The following is a 26376-nucleotide window of genomic DNA, read 5'->3' on the forward strand; positions in this document are numbered from 1 at the left end:
GCATAACTTTAGTTAAATAATTTAAGTTGTATCAAGTCGTTAAAGGTAGATAATATAAAGATCATTATAATAATTACCAGCCCTATTTTAGTACTATAACGTTGAAATATCTCAGACGCATTCTTACCTAAAATAGCTTCTACTAAATAATGCATTAAATGTCCACCATCTAACATAGGGATAGGGATAGGGATAGGCATAATATTAATTAAACCTAAATTTATTGATAAAATTGCAACAAACCATAAGAGCATTTTCATACCCTTTTTCATTGACTCACCAGAATATTTTGCAATACGTATTGGCCCCCCTAGTTCATCAATTGATCTCTTACCCACAATCATTTGTCCAAGAGTTTTTAGGGTAATATAGGAAATATTTATAGTAGTTTTAAAAGCCATATTAATAGACTGCAACATATTATATTTTGCATGTTCTATAATATTTGCTCCTATACCTAGCCTACCCACTTTTATTTTATGACCATAATCATCAGTAGCCATGTATTTTTCTGGTTTAACTGTCTTGATAATCACTTGATTCATCCTATTTATAGACAGTTGTAATTCTATCTCAGGACTAATACTTACTATTCTCTCTATTTCAGAAAAATCTTTAACCGTTTTACCATCAATAGCCGTGATTATATCTCCCACTTTTATATCAGCTTCCTCAGCTCTACTTTTTGGATCAATATAACTAACCTGATTAGACACATAAGGAGCGCCATACCACCAAAAAAATACTGATAAGATTACTATAGCTAAAATAAAATTTGCAATAGGTCCAGCCGCTACAACCGCAGATTTAACTTTTAATGACTGCGTATAAAAGGATTGTTTTAATTCTTGATGATTTAAACTTGATAACTTATCTTGATCAGGGTTACTTGCATAATTTGCATCGCCAAACATTTTTACATATCCACCTATAGGTATACAACATACCTTCCACCTAGTACCATTTTTATCATACCATCCAAATAATTCTTTACCAAACCCTATGGAAAAATCTTCAATTTTTATTCCAGATAATCGTGCTATAAAATAATGACCAAACTCATGGACAAATACTATTATTGTTAACACTATTAAAAAGGCAGCTATATTATTAAATAGATCTATAATTAGTTGCATCCACCTACCTTATTTTAAACAAAACCCTCAATTATCATAGTATTGACAAATATTTTATATATATTTTTAGTAAATACTTCCATCAATTTTACTTTCCGTGTATAACATCTTATAATACATATTACAACATAATATCAAGGATTTTAAAAATATAGCAAATTATACTAGGAGAACTAAAATAATGGATAGAAAACGTATAGGTATTATTGGCGCAGGAGACATAGGATTAAATCTAGCTGAAATTATGGCCCTACAAGGATATGATGTTGTTGTATTTAATAGATATCATGCCGTAGATAATAAACCCAGCCCTTATTGGTTAAGTAAAATGGGTACTATTATGGATATGAATGATTCTTTACAATTACCAAATTGTGGAGAAGTATCGTTAACTTCTGATTTATCTGATTTATCCAACGTTAATATCATAGTCATTACAGCAGGAGCTAAAAGAACTAACACGGCTGAAACTCGTGAAGAATTGGCAGGTAAAAATGCTAGAATTATGGATAATTACATTAATATTATAGCTGAAAATCCTAATACACTTATACTAATCATTTCAAACCCAGTTGATTTTCTTACCCAATACCTTATTAATAAAATATCAGAAGTAAGTGGTCAAACTAAAGACAAAATTGCTCAAAGAATTATAGGTGTTTCTTATATTGATACAATGCGTTTACAAAACTTAATAAGGGAATTTTTAAAAACTTCATATCCATCTATAATAAAACCTAAAATTAATGCTATAGTGCTCGGTGAACATGGACCATCTATGGTACCCATTACTAGTAATGTAACTATTAATGGAAAACTTTTATCTGAACTCGCTAGTTTAGAACAAATTGATTATATCACCTCTCATACTATTTTAAGGGGAAATGATATAATCAAATTAACAGGCGCTTCATCAGTTGTTGGCCCATCCCATGCCGTAATGCATATGATTACTAATATACTGAACGATAAAGAAGCCTTACTCCCCTGTTCTATATGGGATGGAAAAAGATCTATAGGTAAATTAGCTAAATTTGTTGATAGGTATTTTACTGATATAATAGAAATTAATATAAGTAATGATGAAAAAGAAAAATTACATATTAGTGAACAAACCTTAGATACACAATATAAAAAAATTATGACTTACTTAGAATAGATTTTTTATGAAATTTAATTTTGTACATTTACGCGTACGTAGTTCCTACTCTTTATCAGAAGGATCTATAAAAATAGAAGATCTAGTAAAATTGTGTATTACACATAAAATGCCTGCTCTTGCTATCACTGATAATGGTAATTTATTTTGCTCTTTGGAATTTTCAAAATCATGCTCAGATAAAGGAATTCAACCAATAATAGGTTGCCTTTTAATGGTTGAATATGCAGAAAACGAGATTGCTCAGCTTGTTGTGATTGCTAAAGATGAACAAGGCTATAAAAATTTACTGAAACTTGTAAGCAGTTCTTTTTTAGAACATAATACACCTTCTCCTCACATTAAATTCTCAGATTTAGCACAATTTAATATAGGTTTAATTATTTTAACTGGCGGATATTATGGTATTATAGACAAGCTTTTATTAGATAATAACGCTAACAAGGCTGAAGAATATCTTCTAAATCTCAAAAAAATTTTTGGTGATAGAGTATATATAGAATTAATGCGCCATAATACTCCTTCTAAAGTTGAACATCAATTAATTGATCTTGCTTATAAACATGATATAGCTCTAGTAGCTACAAATGATGCATATTTTGCACACAGAGATATGCATGAAGCCCAAGAAGTTTTATTATGCATTGCAGATGGTAAATATATTTCCACAGAAGATCGTCGTAAATTATCTACTGAACAGTATTTTAAATCTGCAGAAGAAATGTGTAAATTATTTGCAGATATTCCTGAGGCAATAGAAAATACTATAGTAATTGCTCAAAGATGTTCTGTAAAATCAGAAGAGCATCCTCCTGCATTACCCTCTTTTGTTTTAGAAGAAAATCGTAATGTAGAAGATGCCTTAAAGTACTTAGCCAAAATAGGACTTGAACAAAAATTACATGATTATGTCCTCACTGAAAACATGTCTAGCATTCAGCGAGAAGAGACCGTCAAATTGTATAATGATAGGCTTGAATATGAGCTAAGCGTTATTACTAATATGAAATTTTCTGGCTATTTCCTTATAGTCTCTGATTTTATTAAATGGAGTAAAAATAATTCAATACCAGTTGGCCCCGGCAGAGGATCTGGCGCAGGTTCGTTAGTAGCTTGGAGCTTAGATATTACTGATTTAAATCCTATTCGTTTTGGCTTATTATTTGAAAGATTTCTAAACCAAGATCGTATTTCTATGCCAGATTTTGATATTGATTTTTGCCAAGAAAAACGTGATGAAGTAATCAATTATGTACGAGAAAAATATGGATATAATAAAGTAGCTCAAATTATTACCTTTGGTAAATTGCAAGCAAGAGCAGCTCTCAGAGATGTAGGACGTGTGTTACAAATGCCTTATTCTCAAGTTGATAAAATAGCTAAAATGGTCCCCTTTAACGCTATTAATCCTGTCACTCTTAGCCAAGCAATTGAAATGGAACCTTCTCTTAAAAATGCAAAAGAAGAAGATCCAGAAGTTGCTAAACTACTTTCTATAGCTCTTCAATTAGAAGGGCTAAACAGACATGCCTCTACTCACGCAGCTGGTATAGTTATTTCAAGTGACCCTTTAGATGAAATAGTACCTTTATATAAAGATCCAAATTCTGATATGCTAGTTATACAATATTCTATGAAATATGCTGAGTCAGTTGGATTAGTTAAATTTGACTTTTTAGGACTAAAAACTTTAACTGTAATCTCTCATACCTGTAAATTAATTCAATCAAGAGGAATCAATATTGTCATTAACAATATAGTCTTAGATGACATCAATACCTATAACTTACTTTCACAAGGTAATTCTGTAGGTATATTTCAATTTGAAGGTGCAGGTATGCGAGATGCTTTGCGCAAGTTAAAACCAGATTCAATAGAAGATTTAATTGCTTTAGGAGCCTTATATAGACCGGGACCAATGGAAAATATACCTACCTACATAGCATGTAAACATGGTATAGAAAAACCCAATTATCTCCATCCAAAATTAGAAGATGTTTTAAAAGAAACTTTTGGTGTTATTATATATCAAGAACAAGTGATGCAAATAGCTCAAATACTCGCTGGATATACTCTACACGCTGCAGATTTGCTAAGACGTGCTATGGGTAAAAAAATCAAAGCTGAAATGGATGCACAGCGTGAATTATTTATCAAAGGAGCTATAAATAATGGAGTAGATAAGGAACAAGCTAGTACTATTTTTGATTTAGTAGCAAAATTTGCTGGATACGGCTTTAATAAATCACACGCAGCAGCTTATGCTATTATTTCATACCAAACCGCTTATTTAAAAGCTAACTTTCCAGTTGAGTTTATTGTTGCCTCAATGAACCTTGAAATTGATGATACAGATAAAATTAATATCTTTAGAGAAGAAGCTATTTTAATGAATATAAAAATTCTACCTCCAGATATTAATAAATCTGAAGGTTATTTTTGTATTGAACTACATGAAAATAAGCCAGCTATCCGCTATGGTTTAGGAGCTATAAAAGGTGTAGGAGTACACGCTATTGAGCTAGTTGTAACTGAACGTAAATCTCATGGAGAATTTAAAAACATTTTTGATCTTGCTACAAGAATTGACCCTAAATCTTTCAATAAAAGACAATTTGAAGGACTAATTAAGTCTGGGTCATTAGATAAGCTTAATAGTAATAGAAGACAATTATTAGAATCATTGGAACTAATTACTAAATATAGCAGCAGCATCCAAAGAGAAAAAAATAGTATACAGGCTAGCCTATTTGGAGGTATGAAAGAGATAAGTAAAATTACTGAACCTGAGCTATTATCTGTTGATAATTGGGATGAAAATGAACAATTACAACAAGAATGCGAAGCTATAGGATTTTATTTGTCTGCACATCCACTAGATAAATGGAAGCTATATTTACATAATCATAATATTAAAAACTCTTCGTATTTACGTGAAGATTTATCCGAAGGTTTTTCATCAATTAAGCTAGCTGGAATTATTAATACTGTTAAAACACGTGTATCACCTAGAGGCAGATTTGTGTCAGCACAAGTTTCAGATCCTTATGGTATTTATGAAATTTCCATATTTAACAATGACATAATTACTAATGATAGAGAGTTATTAACTAGTAAATTACCATTACTTATTAATGCTGAATGCCGCAAAGATGAAGGAGGAGTAAGATTAACAGTACAAAATATACAAAAGCTAGATGAGTTTTTACATAGACAATATTCAATGCTACAAATTTGGATTGATGGTCAAGAAGCAGTAACTGCTGTTAAATCTTTATGCTCTACCCCAAATACCGATGGTATGAAAGTAAAAATTTTTGTTATAGACCATAGTAAGCAAGAAGAAATAGCTCTTGATTTACCAGGTCAATATCAAATTTCTCCTACTAATTCTTTATTGTTAGAAAACTCCCCTGGAATAATTAAAGTACAACTCAAATAACCAATATCATTAATAGCTATAGCGAAGTTTTGTCTATATTACTAGATTACCGCATGCACGGATAATGACAAAAAAGAGTATATCTTATATATAGCCTATCTTACAATTTTTTATCCGGTAGTATAACTAATAGCTAGGAGAGCATTGATCAATACCCCCTAATTCAAATTAAAAAACTATACGTAGCAAGCTCAACTGTTTTTAGTATATAGAGATTCTAGAGGTATTAATGATTCTCCGATAATAGGTTTGAAGATGCACCCATAGCTTGTAACTCTACTTCCATTACTTGTTGTGGTTGGTTAAAACAGAAACTAAGGCACGAAGATTGTGGCTGGTTATTATGATTTTGATAGAAAGCTTGATTATTGGTAGAATTTTCTAAACTATTATTCGAGGTTGGTTGCGTAGTTATAGTATCTTGTTCAACATCACTATTTGAACTTCCTTTTTGTGATTCAACTTTTGTATGTACGGAAGGTAAGTTTTTATACTTACTCTTAACAATATTCTTAGGCATATTTCTCCTACTTCTAACGTTAAATAATTAAACGTTTCTATAATTAGAGTAAACTAATATATTCGTCAATAAATAATTATATTTTTAACTATTTATGTACTAAATATATAAAATATTAATATTATATATTATAATGAGAAAACAAATTACTCAAAAAGAAGGGAAAGATTCGTAAAATATAACAAAGGCAATTTAAAAATAATACAAGGCGTGAGGAGCCGAAACCTACTAATTGTCATACTACCGGACAAAAAATTGTAAGATAGGCTATATATAAGATATACTCTTTTTTGTCATTACCGCGCATGCGGTAATCTAGTAATATGGATAAAACTTTACTAGATACCAGTTTTCACGGGTATGACCAAGGGGGATTCCTTTTTTTATTACTCCATCATTTCTTGCTCATTACTTTACATTTTTTGTCCAGTAGTATGATTAAGTGCTAGGAGACCATTGATCAACACCCCACTTAATTCACATTAGGAAACTATAATCTTAATTATCAAGCTTTTTATTATATTTCAGCATATGTTCTATTCTTTCTTCTGTCATAGGATTACGAATTAGCTCAAAAAACAAGCTTCTTTCAGCATCAAATAGATCCTGCTCTTTTAAAGTTTTCTGATCGTTATTATACAAAAACACCTCTATGAATCTATCTGCTATGAATTTATCGTAATTAGATAAATATTTATTATTAACATCTAATAATTCTTTTAATTGAGCTGTAATTTTACTCGCAGAAAAATTTTCTATTGATATCTCACGCTTAGGAAAAAAATTAACCGAGCTAGAGATAGCTAAATTTTTTGCATCATTTAATAATCTATCACGATTAAAGGTTACATTATTTACCGTTAAATTAAACATTTCTATAGCTTGAGTAGCTGATTTTGCTGTCTTACCTAAGATAATATTTAATAATGATTCTGCAACTTTTTTTTCTCCTTCGTTGTAAAACCTATAGATAATTTCTTTACAACCTCCAAAACCAGGAATTAGCCCCACCCCTATTTCAACTAAGCCCATGTAAGTTTCTATATATGGTTGTACAAAATGAGAATGTAAAATCAATTCCGCTCCACCACCAAGAGCTATACCAGATGCTGCTGTTACTATTGGAAAGGAAGTATATTTAAGTAGTGACATTGTATTCTGACCATGAGTAATAAATTGCTCAATTTCTTTCCATTTTTTGCCTTGAATTTTCTCTAACATAAATTTTAAATCGGCACCTGCACTAAAATATTCAGTATCTGATCCTATAACTAATGCTTGATAGTTTTTAGAAATAATAGGTATAATTTCTTCTATGGCTAAAAATAAATCAGTGTTAAGCGTATTCATTTTACTATTTATTTCTAAACATACTATATTATTTCCTATGTCCCATAAATTACATGAATTATTAGAATACACAGCTAATTTATTTGCTTTCATATTCGATAATTGCCATTCATCTGATAAAACGGGTAAAGGCTTATAAGTATGATTTAAGGAATACACATACATATTTTTTTGTTCTGCGCGATAGAACGAATTTTTTCCTACTTGTTTTAATAACTTTGGCACTACTCTATTTTCTGACTCTAATTTTGATATTAACCACTCAGCTCCTGATTGATGTTTATCACCTAATTTATCTATCAACTCAAAAGGTCCATATTTCCAATTAAAACCTTTTTTCATAGCTTGATCGACTGCATAAATTTCATCTGAAATTTCAGGTATTAAATTAGCTACATAAGCAAGCATCTCCGACATTACTTTCCAGCTATAAATTCCCTCGATAGTCTCTGAATTTAATATATCTGTAATATTACTCTTTAATATAGGTAAGCTTATTATCTCGACATCGATATAGTCCCCTGTTTTAAAATTAATCACCTGTTTTGTTTTTATACCGTCTTTTTTATTAATTCTATAAAAACCACCTGGACCTTTTCTTCCTATTAATCCTTTCAATAACATTTGTTCTATTAAACTATGTTTAGAATATATCTGACAAAACCTATCTTTAGGCGGTAAATTTTTAATAAAGGACTGAGATATTAGCTTCATAACATCTAGACCTATTAAATCTACTAAACCAAAAATGCCTGTTTTCGGGATCCCAAAAGGTGTACTAATAACTGTATCTGCAACGTCTGCTTGCACATTTAGAGTAAGAGCTTCTTTTATCCCCACCTCAAGCCAAAAACATCCTATACGATTAGCAATAAAACCAGCTGTATCTTTACAATATACAATTTTTTTACCAAGTCTAATTCTTGCAAATTCACTAATCTGATTAGATACACTTTCCAAAGTATAAGGACCTTTTACTACTTCAAGTAACTTCATATAGCGAGGTGGATTAAAAAAATGGGTAATTAAAAAACGTTTGGCAAAGCTTTGACTTAATCCTGCCAGCAGTTTATTAAGAGGAATAGTCGAAGTATTTGAAGATACAATTAAGTCAGGAACATTAAGTTCTATTAACCTTTGATATAACGCTCTTTTTATATCAAGCTTTTCTACAACAGCTTCAATAACCCAATTTACTTGTTTTATATTATCAAAATGGTCTTCTAAATTATAGGGAGTAACAAGAGAAGCTGCTTTATCATCAACAAAAGCTTGAGGCTCGGTAATAAGAAGTTTTTGGATTGATTTTTGTGCTAGTTCACTGCGATCCTGAGCATTTTCTAAAACTATATCGAATAATAAGACTTCAATCCCAGCATTAGCTAGATGGGCTGCTATAGAGGCTCCCATAACGCCGCTTCCCATAACTGCAACTTTTTTTATCTCTGTCATAATTACTAGCCCTATAATATATTTATCATTATTTTTATTTTACAGATAATTCCCAAATAAAAAGTTAAAACGCCTTGTGACTCAAAGCTTTTTATGTTACAAACCTTATCTGAATCTATAGTGAATTAATTTGAATTATAGGTAAGAATGATGAGCAAGTAGTAAAAATTACTACGTAAGCGAAGAGCAACACTTATATAATTCAAATTAAAAAACTATAATAAACAGCTTAGCTGATTTTTTAACTACTGTAAAACTTACAATAATAAAAGGAAGAATGAATATATTAATAAATCCCGCCTATATTTTATTATTAAGCGGTATAGTATTATGCTTTATTCCCGCTCGTTTTTTTAAGCTTTGTGCTTTAATTCAAGGTGTGTGCACTATTGTTGCAACTTTTATATTTATATCAAAATTTAACCATCCTATAATTCTAAATTTTATAGAATTTGAATTACTTCTTTCATATATTACCCCTCTAGCTCCTCTCTTTATAATTGCCTTTTCTCTTGTATTTTTATTAAATTTATTATTTAGTTTTGGTGATAAGCAATATAATAAAACTGAAATTATAGCAGCCTTCATTTATGCAGGTAGCGCTATCTCCATTATTACATCTGGAGATTTAATCTCGATGTTTTTTTCTATAGAATTGATGAGTATTAGCGCTACCATTATTATATTTAGTGCGCAAAATCTTCATTCTTATTTAGTATCAAAACGTTATTTTATTATCCATATCACAGCAGGCATTATTTTTTTAATTGGTACAATTATATATATTAAGCAGAATGGTAATGCTAATATTATTCCATTTCAACCTATTGAATCTTTTAATAGCAACAATTTAGCTAGTATATTCATATTAGGTAGTATTTTAATTAATGTAGGCTCTATACCTTTTTCTTCCTGGATAGCAGATAGTTACCCTGAAGCCTCTTATTCAGGTAGCTGCTTCTTATCTGTCTTTACCACTAAAACATCTGTATTTTTATTATTAACCTATTTTCCAGGCAATACCATTCTTATATATCTTGGGTTAGCTATGATTTTCTATGGTATTATATATGCTATATTAGAAAATAATATAAGACGCATTTTATCGTATAGTTTAGTAAACCAAGTGGGCTTTATGGTACTCGCAGCAGGTATAGGGAGTAACCTAGCAATCAAAGGAGCAGCTTTACATGCATTTTGCCATATATTCTATAAAACCTTATTATTTATGTCTGCAGGAGCAGTAATTTTCTCTACTCACAAACATAAATGTACAGAACTCGGAGGATTATTTACTTCAATGAGATACACAGCTATATGTGCTATAATAGGAGCTGCGGCAATTTCAGGATTTCCCCTAACATCAGGCTTTATTAGTAAAGCTGTTATAGTTGAAGCTGCGCATAATTATAATCTCTTCATATGGTGGGGATTAATTATTGCATCAGCTGGAGTATTTTTACATGCAGGTCTTGAATTTCCTTGGTTTACTTTTTTTCAAAGGAAACCTTCCAGAACTGTCCCGGAAGTTCCTTTGCTTATGAAAATTGCTATGGGATGTGCAGCTTTTATATGTATCTATTTAGGCGTTGATTATAAAATAATTTACAATTTATTACCTAATCAAGTATATTATGAACCCTATAGTTTTAGTCATATATATAAACACTCCGAGCTATTATTATCATCTGCAGCTGCATTTTTCTTATTACTTCCTATGCTCAAAAGGCAAAATACTATAAGCTTAGATATAGATTTTTTCTATCGTAAGTTACCTAAAGATTTAACTAATATTCTTCACCAATGTACAAAACTATTTGCAAATTATCGCACAAACTTTTCTCAAAGGATGGAAAAATCAAATAATATATTGGTATCTATAGTAAAATATGAGCATATCCTTTCATTAACCATATACACAACTATTATAATATTACTCTGCCTAATAACTTTTTCTATAATATAAAGTGCCGGTAGAGGAGAACATTTAAATGAAAAAAATTTTAATAATTATTATTATATTATTTTCATATCTAATTGCCAAAGAGTTGCTTGATAATAGGCCATTTAAATTTGAGAAATATAAAAATAACAAACAATTAGATGCAGCGCTAGCTAAACAATTTCCAGTAGGATCTGATATAAGAGAAGCAATTACAGTACTAGAGAAATCGGGGGCTAAATGTGAGGAAAGATCAAAGTCAACTTTCATTACTAACGAATACGATAAATATGACTTAATATATTGGTGTGAATATGAAAGTGGGTGGTTTAGCTTACATTTACTAGAATTTTATACTATGTGGCTTATGGGAGATAAGAATTATAAATTAATGCATATAGGTGGTGAAGTTACAAAAGGAATAGTTATTTAATAGGAGTAAACAAAAATGGCAGAAGCTAATCTTCAAATATTTGTTAGACCGGTTAAAGGAACGTTTGGTTTAGCTGAACATATATATTATTAGTACCAATAGTAAAGGTGAGCAAAAAATTTTAAGAGCTGCTACAGAATAGGATAAGTCAAGGACTTTTGTTACTTTATACAATTTATAGTTGTACTAAACTTAAAATCCTATATTATTATCATTACTTCTTTCTAAATAATTGAAAAAATATTTAAGTTTTACCAATAAAGAGAGGAGAACATTTAAATGAAAAAAATTTTAATAATTATTGCTATATTATTTTCATATTTAATTGCCAAAGAACTACTTGATAATAGACCGTTTAAATTTGAGAAATATAAAAATAATAAACAATTAGATACAGCTCTATCTAAACAATTTCCAGCAGGATCTGATATAAAGGAAATTATTAGCATTTTAGAATACTCAGGTGCTCGATGTAAAGATAGGTCACAGGAAGATGATTTACAAAAAGAAGTAGAAAAATATGGTCTAGTATACTGGTGTAAATACGAAAGCGGCTTTCTTACATTACATATGTTGGAATCTTATATTATATGGATAATGGGAAATAAAAATTATAAATTAATGTATATAGGTGGTGAAAGAATTAAAGGTATAGTTATTTAACATAGAAAAATATTATTAATACTGATAGTAAAGATGAGCGAAAGATTTTAAGAGCTGGTACAGAATAGGATAACTCAAGGGCTTTTGTTACTTTATACAATTTATAGTTGTACTAAACTTAAAATCATATATTATGATCATTACTAATTTATAAATAGTTTAAAGAATAATTAAGTTCTACCGATAATGAGCAGGAGAACATTTAAATGAAAAAAATTTTAATAATTATTGTTATATTATTTTCATATCTAATTACCAAAGAACTGCTTGATAATAGGCCATTTAAATTTGAGAAATATAAAAATAATAAACAATTAGATACAGCGCTAGCTAAACAATTTCCAGTAGGATCTGATATAAGAGAAGCGATTACAATGCTAGAGAAATCTGGAGCAAAATGTGAAGATAGATCGCACGATGAAGATATGCCAAATGAGTTAAAAAAATATAAAAAAGTTTATAGGTGTAAATATGGTAGCGGATGGCTAACATTACATATGTTAGAATCTTATACTATATGGTTAATGGGAGATGAGAATTATAAGGTAATACATAACGACAGCGAAAGGGTTAAAGGTATAATAATTTAGTAAGGATTTTAATATATGAATATAGTACCAAACATCAAAATATTTGTTAGACCGGTGGATTGGACGGCAGGACTTGCTCAACACATATATATTGTTGGCACCAAGAGTAAAGGTGAACAAACAATACTGAGAGCAGGTCCAGAACGTACTGGCTTAGATTCAATGATTACTGATAATCTTAAAGCAGTTTATGTTTCGTATAAAGCAGAAAATAAAGATCTATTTCCTGGAGATTGGGACCCAGAACATTTTATTGAAGTATATACCTTAACCGGCACAGATGCTGAAATACAAGCTAAGATGGATACGATGTGGGAAATAGGAAAGCAAGTAAATAGTGGCAATTATGATTATAAGGTTCCTTTGCCCATACGGAATGTTCCAAATACAGTTTGGCATGTCCAGAATAGCAATACGGTTGGGAACCTTATGGCCAAATCAATTGGTGTTGATTTAAAACCTCTATTATTAGCAAAGAAATTATGGGCTCCTGGAATTGATGGGCATTTAGATCATACCATTACAGACCAAATAATCAAAGCCCATAGAGAACACAATAGTAAATACGGTGAATATACTCAAGAAAGTTTTAAGCAAGCAGGCTTAACCTCTATTATGGAACATAACAAAGAACAAGCAGAGCAGTTTATCGCTGAAAGAGAAACTAGCTGTACACAAGAATACACTGATTTTGAGAACCTTATGCAAAATCTAAATCTTGATTGGGATACTATATTTGCTGAGTACAACAAAGTTGATATATCTACTATACCCTTATCTTCTGAATATGGTTTGGAAAAAATTGGGGCTAAAACTATGCAGGACGAGCCTATTATTAACCTAGAAGAAAAACTAGTCCCTAAAGAAGATGTTCTAATAAATGATATTAAAGTAGTCGAGTTAGGCTCAACAAGAGTGAGCATGTTAACTTTAAAATATTTAGCAAATGGCAATATAGCGATAATGTGGTCTACTCATACTGATATCAGTGGGATGGATAGGGAAACTTACCTACAGATCCATGATCAATATGGAACGCAGTTAGAAGAACCTCTTAACGTCTCAATTCAAAACTATCATATGCAACTTGAAGCGTTAAGTAACAGTAATTTGGTAATATATACCCTAGATATTCTTAACATACTCAGTCCAGAAGGTAATCTATTAAATATAATAAAATTAGATAATATTAGAAATGACGCTTATATAAAATCTTTGAGAGCAATGCCAGATGGTAAATTTTTATTTACTTGGCATGAACATGTGCTTGGAGACCCAGAACACTCCACCTCTATATTTAAAGGTAAATATTATGATAATAGCGGAAATGTTCTTAGCGATGAGTTTATTATTTATCATGGCAATGGACCAAATTGTAAAATAAGTAACGTAGAAAATAATACTATAGGTATTATATGTCGTGATCATGGACATGCCGATATAAATAAAGCCGGTATCGATAATCTTGCTTGTACAAATAATTCTCCTAAAGAAGAAGTGAATTGTTTTGCTATATTATCTACAATAAATGCAACAAAAAGTGGCTGGATAAAGCTTCCACCTTCAAGAACTTTTGACGCTCCTGATATATTAAATTTTGGTGATAATAATTTTGTAGTAGCAATAGAACAGCCTTCCAGAAAAGTATATATTGCTATTATTAAGGGAGAAGATACCTTAACGGTTACAGAAATACCTAATCTCATTAGTAAAAAAAATGAAATTCATTTAACTAAAACAGGATGTGATCAATTTTTAGTTAGCTTCCAAGATAAACTTTCTATTGTAGCACAAAAATTTAATATTAGAGGCGAAACCTTAGATGGAATGATATATATAACTGATAAAACTAAAGCCTCAAACCACCATCATACCAGTCATTTTAGCTCATCAGGATATGTTGTAAGCTGGATGCATACTGAACATAACACTTTACCAGAATGGCATCACTTTGAATATGGTTATTCTGGGGCATGGCAACACTTCAAAGATATTACTACCTCAATTTATATGGATATACACCATATTAATCCAAATCCAATACATTATGACGATAGTCTTGAATAGTTCAGTAATTGAAACCTATATAACAATCTACTTTTCTTTTAAACACGTAATTCTGCGCCAGTTTTTGCTTTAACACTGCTAATAATTGCATCACTTAATTTCATAATTTCTTCTTCATTTAAGGTATGATCTTCTGCTTGCATGGTTACTGTTATTGCTACAGATTTTTTAGCTTCTGCATCTTGCTCATTAATATAAACATCAAATAATTGTATATCTTGAATAATTTTTTCATTGAGAGCTTTAACAGCATTAACAATACTTATTGCATCTTGTTCACAACCTAGCATAAATGCATAATCTCTAGTTACAGCCTGATAATCAGAGACTACAAACGCTTTTCTTTTATTACGTATTTTGCTATCAATATTATGTAAATATATCTCAAATCCTACTACTCTATTTTTGATATCAAGAGCTCGTAATATTTTAGGATGTAATTCCCCATAGCAAGCTATTTGCATCTTACCTAAATATAAACTTTCTGAACGCCCAGGATGATACCAATTAGCACTATTAGAAGATCGCAAATTATTTTCATTAATACCAATTTCACTTAGTACAGCGATTAAATCTGCTTTCACATCAAAAACATCATAATCTCTATAATCATTATATATATTACGCTGGTTATTTTTACCCGATCTAATGCCACTAGCTACCATATATTGCTGGTCAATGTTATCAAAAACCGGACCTATTTCGAATAAAGAAATATCATTATAATTCCTAAATTGATTCTTTTTTAATGCCTCAAGCAAATTTGCTATTATACTTGGACGCATATAGTCTAATTCAGAATTTATTGGATTTTGTAATTTTAACTCTGATCTTAGCTCTCCAAATAATGCTGCTTTTTCACTAGACATGAATGACCAGGTTATTACTTCACTTAAGCCCCGCATAGCAAGCTTTTTTCGTGCTAAATTCATATTTTTATATTCAATTGGTATGTTATTAGCTTCTCCATTTATATATGGCATTGCTACAGGCGAAATATTCTCATAACCATGTATACGTATTATTTCTTCTACTATATCAGCTTGTCCTTCAATATCTTGCCTCCAGGAGGGTATAAGTAACTTTAAGGTTTGACTTTCTTCGCTAACTATTTCAAAACCTAGCTTACCTAAAATTTCTTTAATTTTTATAACGGGCATCTCAATACCACCTAGAGATTCTATTTTTTTAACATTAAAATCCATAGTTTGGTGTTGATAGCCTAGTTGGTTGGAAGATACATAGCTACTCACCTCTCCGCCACAAATATCTAATATCATTTTAACTGCAAGACTTAATCCTTTTTCTACAAATAATGGATCTACTCCTCTTTCAAAACGATAACGCGCATCACTATCAATAGTATGTAACCTGCCAGATTTTGCTATATTAATACGATCAAAAAGCGCTGACTCTAAAAATATATTAGTAGTTTCGAGTGTACTGCTAGAAGCTATTCCCCCTATTATGCCGGCCATTCCCAAGATTTTTTCATCATCGCTAATTACTACTTCACTTCCAGCAAAACTATATTCCTTGTTATTTAAAGCTAAGAATTTTTCACTAGCCTTTGCCTTTCGTGCGATTAATGATCCTTTTATTTTATCAGCATCATAAGCATGTAAAGGTCTACCAAAGCTATGACAAATATAGTTAGTAATATCTACGACTGCATTTATAGATTGCTGCCCAATATCTCTTAATATATCTTGTAGCCATTTAGGACTAGGCCTATTTTGAATATTTTTTATATAACATCCCATTAATAATGGACAAAGGCTATTGATATCTACTACTTTCACATTAATAGGGGAAGTAAAATGAGGTTTAAAATTTGGCACTTCAATAGGTCTTAAAGTTCCAATACCAGCTGCAGCTAAATCTCTTGCAACTCCATATATACCTAAACAATCTCCACGATTAGGAGTAATAGCTATCTCTATAGTAGAATCTTTTACATTTAAATAGTGAATTGCTTGAGCTCCCATAGATGCATCTACAGGTAATTCTATTATGCCATCGTGCCCACCTTCTATACCTAATTCTTCTGCAGAACATAACATTCCTTTACTTTCAACATCACGAATTTTTGATGCCTTAATTTGCATATTATTTGTAGGTATAATTGCACCAATAGGGGCCAAAACCACCTTAATGCCTTGTCTTGCATTAGGCGCTCCACACACTATTTGCAATATTTCTTTACCATTATTTACTTTACACACTTTTAATTTATCAGCCTTCGGATGTGGCCCCGCTTCTATTATTTCAGCTACAATAAAAGGTTTTAATAATTTCTCCCTATTTACCACTTCCTCTACTTCTAGACCTATTTGAGTGAGTTTTTTTTCTATTACATCCAAATTTGCATCCGTATCAAGATAAGTTTTAAGCCAATTTAAAGTTATTTGCATAATTTATACTCCTAGCAATGAAAATCCGTAATGACGTAGCCATCTTATATCACTATCAAAAAACGTTCTCAAATCATTAATACCATATTTCAGCATAGACATTCTTTCAACACCCAGACCAAAAGCAAATCCCTGATATTTACTAGGATCTATATTAACGTTTTCTAATACCTTATAATTTACCATGCCACATCCTAAAATTTCTAACCAGCTATTTTCTCCTTTTTCTACCTGCTCAAATGTAGCTATTTTAAATTCATTATCTTTACGTATAAATGCTATATCTACTTCGGCTGATGGCTCAGTAAAAGGGAAAAAACTAGGACGAAATCTTACAGCTATCGCATCATTTTCGAAAAAACGTTTAATAAATTCTAGTAAGCATGATTTCAAATGCCCCATATGAATATTTTGGTCAATAAATAAACCTTCTATTTGATGAAACATTGGGGTATGCGTCATATCAGAATCTGAACGATAAGTACGGCCTGGAACAACTACTTTAAAAGGAGGAGCTCCTGAGAGCATAGTACGAATCTGCACAGGAGATGTATGGGTACGTAAAAGTCTTACTTTTTCTTCATTATGGTTCAAATAAAAAGTATCATGCATTTGACGTGCTGGATGATTTTCAGGTATGTTTAAAGCTGTAAAGTTATGAAAATCATCCTCAATATCAGGACCTAAAGTAATCTTAAATCCTTGAGATACAAATATAGCAAGTATTTCATCTATAGTATGAGATATTGGATGTATCTTTCCATAAGAATATGGTCTTGCTGGTAAAGTTATATCGATTTTTTCATTTTGCAATTTTGCTTCTAAAAGCTGATCTAATAATTCTTGCTTCCTCTTTTCAATTAAAGTTTGCAGGTGATTTTTAAGGTTATTTAAATTAGCTCCTATAGCTTTACGCTCTTCTACAGAAAAACTACCCATATTTTTCATCAACAAAGTTACGCTACCATTCTTACCAAAATATTCAATACGAACTTTTTCTAAAGCTTCTATAGAAGTAGCAGTACTAATTTCCATGCTACAAGATTGTTTTATATTATCTAAATCCATTGTTTCTTTCATGTTACTAAATTTTGTTTAAAGAAAAACTTTGAAAAGTATTTTAAATGCTGTATATAATAAAGCAATTGTAAATAACATATACAAATTTTATGGTAATAATGTAAGGAAATCCTAATATAAATCAACATTATTTTACTTAATTTATCCGAGCAGGATTAAAATGCTTAGAAAAATATTTATCTAAAGCCCGTTCAATAGTGCCAACTATAAGCATTTGATAATTTTCAGTATGTAATAATAATTCTTCTTCGTCATTAGACAAATAACCTAATTCTATTAATACTGCCGGGGTATCTAGACCTTTTAACACTCTAAATCCTGCAAAACGATGGGTATTATTTAATAAAGGCAGTTTTTGTCCAAACATTCTAACTAATAGATGCGCAAATTCTGCAGATGCATTGCCTGTATTTCTACTCAATAATGCAATCAATGTTTCCTTTATTTCACGATGTTCTTTTTTAAAATTTTTAAAGGTATAATCCACGTTATTTTCTACACTAGCAAGCCTTGCGGCTTCTTTATCAGAAGCTTTTTCTGATAGTGTATAAACTGAAATGCCTCGCATCGAATAATTTTCATGGGCATCTGCATGTAAAGAAATAAAAATATCAGAACGTAGCTGTTGAGCTTTTTTAATTCTAGTTTGCAGTGGCAAATATTTGTCTTCGCTACGTGTTAAAACAACTTTATATCTTTTTTTGCGTTCTAAAACCCTTTTAAGTAACTTAGCATAAGCTAAAGTTACATCTTTTTCATAACTAAATTGTCCTACTGCTCCAGGATCTTTACCACCATGACCAGCGTCTACTACCACTATAGGACGATAATTTTTACTTGCTAATACAGGGGTAGTCTTGCTATTTCCCAGGATAAAGCTTAATATAATACTGATAAAAAGTGACTTTATTAACTTAATGTTATATTCCATTCACTACGTTACTTTAAAAAAATAATCAATATCTATAGCTTTTTATAGAGTAATTTATTATATATCTTAAAATAAAGGTATAATCTATTTAATAGAAATAGGAAATTATATTTTAAAAAAAACAAGATAGAAAATATAATTAAGAGTGTAGTGTGTTAATCACTCATATAAGAGCTCGAACTATGTTAAAAAACTATGTATTTATTTTGTTATACAGCATATATCGCTAGATTTCTAGTTGCCTTAATATAGGTATATTTAAATGTGCTTATCAGATAACACTTAATATAAAACAATCTATCTTGTTATTAGTAGACAGTTTTTATACTCAATTTACTTAAGAGACGATTTTTAAAAGGAGTTTATATCCAATGCAAAAGAAAATTTTTGTTGATGCAAATAATACAAATGATATTAGAGTTGTTGTATACGAAAACAACCTAATACAAGAATATGACGATGAAGCAGCTATTAGAAAGCAAATTAAAGGTAATATCTATTTAGCAAAAGTAACTAGAGTAGAACCATCTTTACAAGCTGCATTTATAGATTATGGCGCTGAGAAGCATGGATTTCTACCGTTTGCAGAAATTCATCCTGATTATTACCAAATACCACTAGCTGATAGACAGGGCACATCTGAGGAATCTTCTGATACAAATGACTATGAGAGAGAAGACATTAGATATCAAGTCAGAGCTATTACCCCTCCTGAATATAGCAATGAGGATGAAAATGAGGAACTAGAATCTACTACAGACATTGTAGCTAATGATGATAATTCTTCTGATAAGAATATAGATACTAATTTTTCTGATAATAATATTTTACAAGATGAAGATTTTTCTCAATCAGAAGAAATTATTGATAATAAAGTCAGTGACAGTATCGAGGAAGAACTTGAGGAAAGTAGAAATAATGTACGTAACACTTTATATAAGCAATATAAAATACAGGACGTAATAAAACGTAATCAAGTTATCTTAGTACAAGTTATTAAAGAAGAACGTGGTAATAAGGGAGCATCCTTTACAAGTTATATATCTCTTGCTGGAAGATATTGTGTATTGATGCCTAATGCTGCAAGACAAGGAGGCGTCTCACGTAAAATAAATAATTTTGAAGATAGAAAAAGACTAAAGCTCATTATTGATGATCTCAGTATACCTGATGGTTCAAGTGTAATAATACGCACAGCTGGATCAAATAAAACTAAAATAGCTATAAGACGTGACTACAATTATTTAGTAAGACTCTGGAATAGCATTCGTGAAACTACTCTGACAGCAACCACTCCTGCATTTATTCATGCAGAAGGAGATTTAATAAAACGTACAATTCGTGATCTTTATGACGATAGTATTAGCGAAATACTTATTCATGGTGAACAAGTGTATAAAACTGCCAAAGATTTTATGAAAATCATTATACCTTCTCATACCAATAAAGTGAAACAATATAAGGGCAAATCACCTATTTTTTGTAGGTATAATATAGAAGAGCAAATAGCTTCTCTATATAATCCTGTAGTACAATTATCTTCTGGAGGTTATCTTGTGATTAACCACACTGAAGCTTTAATAGCTATTGATGTCAATTCAGGAAAATCAACCTCAGAACGTAATATAGAAGAAACAGCTTTTAAAACTAATATTGAAGCTGCCTATGAAATAGCAAGACAACTAAGATTAAGAGATTTATCTGGACTCATCGTAATTGATTTTATTGATATGGTAGAATTACGTAATCGCAGATTAGTAGAGAAAGCTTTCAAAGAAAGTTTACAATTTGATAGAGCACGGATTCAAGTGAGTATGATTAGTAGTTTAGGCCTACTTGAAATGTCTAGACAAAGATTAAAGCCTAGCTTTATGGAAATCAATACTACAAAATGTGAAGCATGTAACGGTAAAGGCAGTGTACGTACTGTTAACGCTCAAACTGAAATGATTTTACGTACTATAGAAAATGAAGTATACAAAGGTAGTTTTTCTGATGCAATTAATGTATATGCCCATTTCGATGTAATATCTTATATCTTAAATCATAAACGTAATGATGTATTAAAAATAGAAAAACAATATTCATTAAAAATTTATTTTAAGGTTGATATTGCTATTTTAAATACCCCTGATAGCTTTTCCATAGAAAAGGTAGATCTATCTTTGTCTAGAGAAAGCACAATACCAATTAGTATAGCTCCAGAATATGGTAATATTACTGATGAAGAAAATTATCAAGAAGAATATATGCCTACTACCCCAGAAAATATGGAAAATCATCGTACTTCTTCTCATGAACACTATTCTAACAAAAAATTTAAACGTGGTAATTTTGATAATAGAAAACGTAGTAGAGATTTAGGTAAACCCCCACTAAACAAAAAGAAAATTTCTAGATCTCATTCCAAATTTAATCATTATGATAAAAGAAATGAATTTTCTAGAAATCATACCAATAAATCTAGCAATGTTCCCGAAAAATCAGCAGGTGGTTTATTAAAAAGTCTATGGAATAAAATAACCTCTAGTTAATATAAAAGCAACCTACACCATAATTACATAATTATGGTGTAGCATACCAGTAAAGTAGTAACATAATTTACATTATGCAATTGTAGTTAATTCTACATCGCATGATAAATTACATGTTCCTACTTTACCAACAAAACTGACATGTCCCTCCGAATCATCAGCTATATTATTGGTATTTAAAGACATAATATCGCATGCTAAAGTACAAGTTTTATCAAAATTACCACTAATATTAATACTGCCTGGCGTAGGTGTAGGTTCTGGTGCAGGTGTAGGCTCTGGCGTAGGTATAGGTTCTAATTTTGTAACAGGAAAATCGGCATTACAGTTATAACCACCTTTATCTAAATTAAATTTTGTACATGTCTTCTGTAACACATCTTTAACAGATGCTTGATTATTTACACCCGCTTCTGACCATATAGGTTTATTTACTTCCCACATAATCATTCCATCAAATTTATTAGCATTTTTAACTAAGATTTGATCTAGTTGTTCATTAGTCAATAACATTTTTTTACGACCTTCATCATCAGCAGGATAAGCTGGCCTACCTATTTCAAATCCGAAAGCTAATTTAGATTGAATATCAAATTGCTTAGGAACTACAGATTCTACTGGTCCAGCTCCTTGGATGGTTTTGATTGTACCAGCTTCATTTTTTTTCAAAAACATATGCGTAAGACTCATTAATTTTTCTGATAGTCATAATTTTTAATTATTATAAAAAAAATTAAGCGTTTTTAATATTTACTTTTTATTAATTATCACCAAGTAAAATATTATTTTTTTTGAAATCAAAGATAATAAAGTAATTCTAATTACTAAAATTAAACCATTCAGATTGGTCGAGCACCTTTAATTAAATTTAAAAAGCTATGGTAGTGTTAAATAATAGTAATATTTTCAATTTTACTTAAAATTACCATGTATGCTTAGCTTTAAGCGATGCAATACGATTATATGCAATATCAATCTGCTGTTTACTAATTTTATTATCATGTAATGCATCTATAATAATTTTTTTAACACTATGTGGGATATTTTCAGGTTCATTAAATTCTGGAGCTGTACTATATGCTGCTTTATTAGAAGAAAATAGCAAAATATCACAACTTGCCTTAACAGCTAGTATTATAGCTTCATGTAATGGATAGTATTTGATAATTGCTCCCATAAATAAATCGTCACTGATAATAACTCCATTAAAACCTTTATCTCTTAATAATGACTTAATGGTTATAGGAGATAAGGTTGCTGGATAATCCTTATCAAAATTTTTATTTAATATATGAGCTGTCATAATCATATCCACTTTATCTTTCTCAATAAGTGCATAAAATGGTACTAACTCTTTTAAATCAAATGTCTCAGTAACATCAGTAAGTCCATGATGACTATCTGAAGTTGCGAAACCATGACCTGGAAAGTGTTTTAGAGAGGTAAAGATTTTATTTTTATGATGCGCATCAATAAAAGCTGCAGCATAATCAATAATTATAGAAGTTTGATCTGAAAAACTCCGTTGAAGTTTTCCTATAACTGGACATGGATTTTTAATATTATTCACATCTACAATAGGTGCAAAATTCAAATTAATACTATAACTATTTAGCTCATGTGCCATATGGAAATATAGCTCTTCTGCCTGGCTCAGAGAATATTCCCTTGCAACAAATTCAGCGGTAGGATATCCATTAAAACCCTTATCTTTTGATAATCTTTCTACTTTTCCTCCTTCTTGATCAACAGCAATAAATACATCTTTATTAGCCTTTTTTAGACTATCAGTTAAATTTTTCAGCTGCTGTGGAGATTCAATATTATATTTATATAAGATTACTCCTCCAATCATACTCTGTTCTAAATAAGATATTACGAGTTTTACCCCAGGATCCGTAGGATATTTACCGTGAAAACCTATCATAATCATATTGCAAATTTTTTGTTCTAAATTCATAATCTACCTATCTTTATTCATAGCTATTATACTTTATAATAACTTCTAAACCATTCAACAAATCTTTCTAAACCTTGTTTAATATCAGTTTGAGGCTTAAAGTTAAGATCTCTTATGGAATCAGTAATATCTGCATATGTATCCTGCACATCTCCAGGCTGCATTTCTTCTTCAACAACAATTGCCTTTTTACCTATACATTCTTCTAAAATTTTTAAAAAGTCTTTTAATAGAACACTATTGTTATTACCTAAATTATATATTTTATAAGGAGGTGTTTGTGTAATAGGAGGCTTATTTATACATCCTATAATACCTGCTACAATATCATCTATATATGTAAAATCGCGCCTCATCTCTCCACGATTAAATAATTTTAAAGGTTTTCCATCAATAATAGCCTTAGTAAATAAGTATACAGCCATGTCTGGCCTTCCCCACGGGCCATATACAGTAAAAAACCTAAGCACCGTCATAGGTATTTTATATAAATGGCTATAGCTATAAGCCATTAATTCACCTGAAGACTTTGTTGCGGCATATAATGAAATAGGCTTTTTGGTATTATCCTCTACTTTTAATGGCATATTAACCCCATTACCATATACTGAACTAGAGCTAGCTGAAATAAAATGTTCAAGCAAGGGTAATCTTCTACTTAGCTCTAACATATTAATTAGACCTTGTATATTACTAGAGATATAGGTAAATGGATTTTCTAGAGAATAACGAACTCCAGCTTGAGCAGCTAAATTTATAATAATACGAGTTTTACTATATTGCTCGCTTAAAGATAATATTGCATTTGTATCAGATATATCTAACTTTTCAAATGTAAAATTATTATAGTGTTTAAGTATTTCTAATCTATCTAATTTTAATTTTACATTATAGTAATCATTAAGATTATCTATACCTAATACTTGCCTACCTTCCTGCAACAAAAACTTTGCAACATGAAAGCCTATAAACCCACCTACACCAGTTATAATAATCATATTGCTTTAACTTTCATAAATTAACCAGTAAATAGGACATAATTTATTTCACAATCATACTCTCTGCTGATTGTTCAGAATACTCTATTGCAGCTTTAACAAACGAATAAAACAGAGGATGAGGTGCAAAAGGCCGAGATTTTAACTCTGGATGGAATTGTACACCTATAAACCAAGGATGATTTTCTAATTCAATAATTTCCATCAAATGACCATTTGGAGAAACTCCTGAAAATGTAACCCCTGCTTGTTCAAGCTTTGATTTATAATTTATATTAACTTCATAACGATGACGATGACGCTCTACAATTTCAGCTACTTTATAAATCTCTTTAACACGACTGCCTGGCTTTAAATAACATTTATATCCACCAAGACGCATAGTTCCACCTAAATCTCCATCTGAACAACGTGTCTCTTGATTATCACCACGCACCCATTCCGTCATCAAGCCTATTACTGAATCTGAGCATAAACCAAATTCACTAGAAGAAGCGCCTGTAATATGGCATAAATTACGTGCAATTTCTATTACAGCTAATTGCATACCAAGACAAATCCCTAAAAATGGTATATTATTATTACGCGCATAAGTAATTGCCAATATTTTACCAGCAATACCTTCCTGTCCAAAACCCCCCGGTACTAAAATCGCATGTATATCAGATAATTTTTCTTCAACATTATTTTTATTTAAACTTCTTGAATTAACCCATTTAATACTCACCTTAGTATTTAATGCTATCGCTGAATGATTTATAGCTTCTATAAGAGATTTATATGCATCTAATAATTTAATATATTTACCAACAATTGCTATTTTCACTTCTGTAATTGGAGATTCAATTCTCTGTACTATATCATACCATCTAGATAAATCTGGTTCAGCAGCATTTAAAATACCAAATGCATTTAGCACCCGCTGATCTAAATTCTTCTTCCAATAAGCAATCGGTGCTTGATAGATAGTTTTAACATCTAATGCAGTAATTACATCTTCCTCTTTTACATTACAAAATAATGCTATTTTTTTTCTTTCACTATCGGGTATTTCTCTTTCTGAACGACACAATAATATATTAGGTTCTATACCTATAGACCTTAACTCTTTAACTGAATGTTGGGTTGGCTTAGTTTTAAGCTCTTTTGCAGCTGCAACATAAGGCACTAATGTTAAATGTATGTATAAAGTTTTATCTCTACCCATTTCATAACCAAGTTGCCTTATGGCTTCAAAAAAAGGTAGGCCTTCTATATCTCCTACCGTACCACCTATTTCACACAAGACAAAATCTATATTTTCATTCTCTGCAGTAATAAACTCTTTAATTAAATCAGTAACATGCGGAATCACCTGTACAGTCCTACCTAAATAATCTCCCCTTCTTTCTTTAGCTAATAAAGTTGAGTATATTTTACCAGACGTAACATTATCTCCTTTCTGAGCATTTACATTTGTAAATCTTTCATAATGGCCTAAGTCTAAATCTGTTTCAGCACCATCTTCTGTAACAAACACTTCTCCATGCTGGGTAGGACTCATAGTACCAGGATCAATATTTAAATATGGATCTAATTTACGTAGTCTAATCTTAAATCCTCTGGCTTGCAATAAAGCAGCTAAACTAGCTGCGGCAAGGCCTTTACCCAAAGATGATACTACTCCCCCTGTAATAAATATGTATCTTGTCATATGATTTAAATT

At 30.6% G+C, this 26376-nt stretch carries 18 protein-coding genes; 8 read left to right on the plus strand and 10 right to left on the minus strand.

Annotated elements, in window-relative coordinates; translation table 11 throughout:
• Nucleotides 1-8 precede the first annotated feature (8 nt).
• Entirely contained in the window at nt 9-1136 is a 1128-nt protein-coding gene (gene mmpA / locus NOVO_02190; GenBank protein AIL64833.1) for a Metalloprotease mmpA, read from the minus strand.
• Nucleotides 1137-1317: 181 nt separating this feature from the next.
• Between mmpA and mdh_1 the strand changes: the two genes are divergently transcribed.
• Together mdh_1 and dnaE1 are read left to right on the plus strand one after the other, a co-directional pair.
• Nucleotides 1318-2295, plus strand: coding sequence for a Malate dehydrogenase (mdh_1, locus tag NOVO_02195; protein AIL64834.1), 978 nt, complete (start codon nt 1318-1320; stop codon nt 2293-2295).
• Between the two features lie 7 nt (nt 2296-2302).
• Entirely contained in the window at nt 2303-5737 is a 3435-nt protein-coding gene (gene dnaE1, locus NOVO_02200) for a DNA polymerase III subunit alpha (protein AIL64835.1), read from the plus strand.
• Between the two features lie 226 nt (nt 5738-5963).
• On the opposite strand, the gene NOVO_02205 is transcribed toward dnaE1, so the two are convergent.
• A complete protein-coding gene (locus NOVO_02205) occupies nt 5964-6257 on the minus strand; it encodes a hypothetical protein (GenBank protein AIL64836.1) in 294 nt (97 codons plus the stop codon).
• Nucleotides 6258-6755: 498 nt separating this feature from the next.
• Nucleotides 6756-9059 (minus strand): putative 3-hydroxyacyl-CoA dehydrogenase, encoded by a 2304-nt coding sequence (locus NOVO_02210; protein ID AIL64837.1) that lies wholly within the window; start codon nt 9057-9059, stop codon nt 6756-6758.
• A 277-nt stretch (nt 9060-9336) separates the two neighbouring features.
• Between NOVO_02210 and hyfB the strand changes: the two genes are divergently transcribed.
• The 5 genes from hyfB to NOVO_02235 all read left to right on the plus strand — a co-directional run bounded on the left by hyfB (nt 9337) and on the right by NOVO_02235 (nt 14754).
• On the plus strand, nt 9337-11025 hold the full coding sequence (gene hyfB / locus NOVO_02215) for a Hydrogenase-4 component B (GenBank protein ID AIL64838.1): 1689 nt from the start codon (nt 9337-9339) through the stop codon (nt 11023-11025).
• 25 nt (nt 11026-11050) lie between these two features.
• Nucleotides 11051-11434, plus strand: coding sequence for a hypothetical protein (locus tag NOVO_02220; protein ID AIL64839.1), 384 nt, complete (start codon nt 11051-11053; stop codon nt 11432-11434).
• A gap of 279 nt (nt 11435-11713) precedes the next feature.
• Entirely contained in the window at nt 11714-12097 is a 384-nt protein-coding gene (locus NOVO_02225) for a hypothetical protein (GenBank protein ID AIL64840.1), read from the plus strand.
• 206 nt (nt 12098-12303) lie between these two features.
• A complete protein-coding gene (locus tag NOVO_02230) occupies nt 12304-12687 on the plus strand; it encodes a hypothetical protein (GenBank protein AIL64841.1) in 384 nt (127 codons plus the stop codon).
• A 15-nt stretch (nt 12688-12702) separates the two neighbouring features.
• Nucleotides 12703-14754 carry a hypothetical protein gene (locus NOVO_02235; GenBank protein ID AIL64842.1) on the plus strand — a complete coding sequence of 684 codons (2052 nt, stop codon included), beginning with the start codon at nt 12703-12705 and terminating at the stop codon, nt 14752-14754.
• 38 nt (nt 14755-14792) lie between these two features.
• Here the strand turns inward: NOVO_02235 and pheT are convergent, their stop codons facing one another.
• The 3 genes from pheT to amiC form a co-directional block, all read right to left on the minus strand.
• Nucleotides 14793-17168, minus strand: a complete 2376-nt coding sequence (gene pheT / locus NOVO_02240) for a Phenylalanine--tRNA ligase beta subunit (protein AIL64843.1) — start codon at nt 17166-17168, stop codon at nt 14793-14795.
• A 3-nt stretch (nt 17169-17171) separates the two neighbouring features.
• The gene (gene pheS / locus NOVO_02245; protein AIL64844.1) at nt 17172-18248 is read right to left on the minus strand and encodes a Phenylalanine--tRNA ligase alpha subunit; all 1077 of its coding nucleotides are present in this window, start codon (nt 18246-18248) and stop codon (nt 17172-17174) included.
• Between the two features lie 136 nt (nt 18249-18384).
• Nucleotides 18385-19179: an N-acetylmuramoyl-L-alanine amidase AmiC precursor gene (amiC, locus tag NOVO_02250; GenBank protein ID AIL64845.1), complete on the minus strand. Its 795-nt coding sequence runs from the start codon at nt 19177-19179 to the stop codon at nt 18385-18387.
• Nucleotides 19180-19550: 371 nt separating this feature from the next.
• Here amiC and rne point away from each other — a divergent pair, with 371 nt between their 5' ends.
• On the plus strand, nt 19551-21713 hold the full coding sequence (gene rne / locus NOVO_02255) for a Ribonuclease E (protein ID AIL64846.1): 2163 nt from the start codon (nt 19551-19553) through the stop codon (nt 21711-21713).
• Between the two features lie 72 nt (nt 21714-21785).
• Here rne and NOVO_02260 read toward each other — a convergent pair whose 3' ends face one another.
• From NOVO_02260 to pyrG, 4 genes are all read right to left on the minus strand, one after another.
• On the minus strand, nt 21786-22388 hold the full coding sequence (locus NOVO_02260; protein ID AIL64847.1) for a hypothetical protein: 603 nt from the start codon (nt 22386-22388) through the stop codon (nt 21786-21788).
• Nucleotides 22389-22635: 247 nt separating this feature from the next.
• Nucleotides 22636-23673, minus strand: coding sequence for a glycoside hydrolase family protein (locus tag NOVO_02265; protein AIL64848.1), 1038 nt, complete (start codon nt 23671-23673; stop codon nt 22636-22638).
• Nucleotides 23674-23699: 26 nt separating this feature from the next.
• Nucleotides 23700-24671 carry a dTDP-glucose 4,6-dehydratase gene (gene rfbB / locus NOVO_02270; protein AIL64849.1) on the minus strand — a complete coding sequence of 324 codons (972 nt, stop codon included), beginning with the start codon at nt 24669-24671 and terminating at the stop codon, nt 23700-23702.
• A gap of 43 nt (nt 24672-24714) precedes the next feature.
• Entirely contained in the window at nt 24715-26364 is a 1650-nt protein-coding gene (gene pyrG / locus NOVO_02275; GenBank protein ID AIL64850.1) for a CTP synthase, read from the minus strand.
• Between the last annotated feature and the right edge of the window lie 12 nt (nt 26365-26376).

The organism is Rickettsiales bacterium Ac37b, from assembly GCA_000746585.2.
In the GTDB taxonomy this organism is placed as follows: Bacteria; Pseudomonadota; Alphaproteobacteria; order Rickettsiales; family Arcanibacteraceae; genus Ac37b.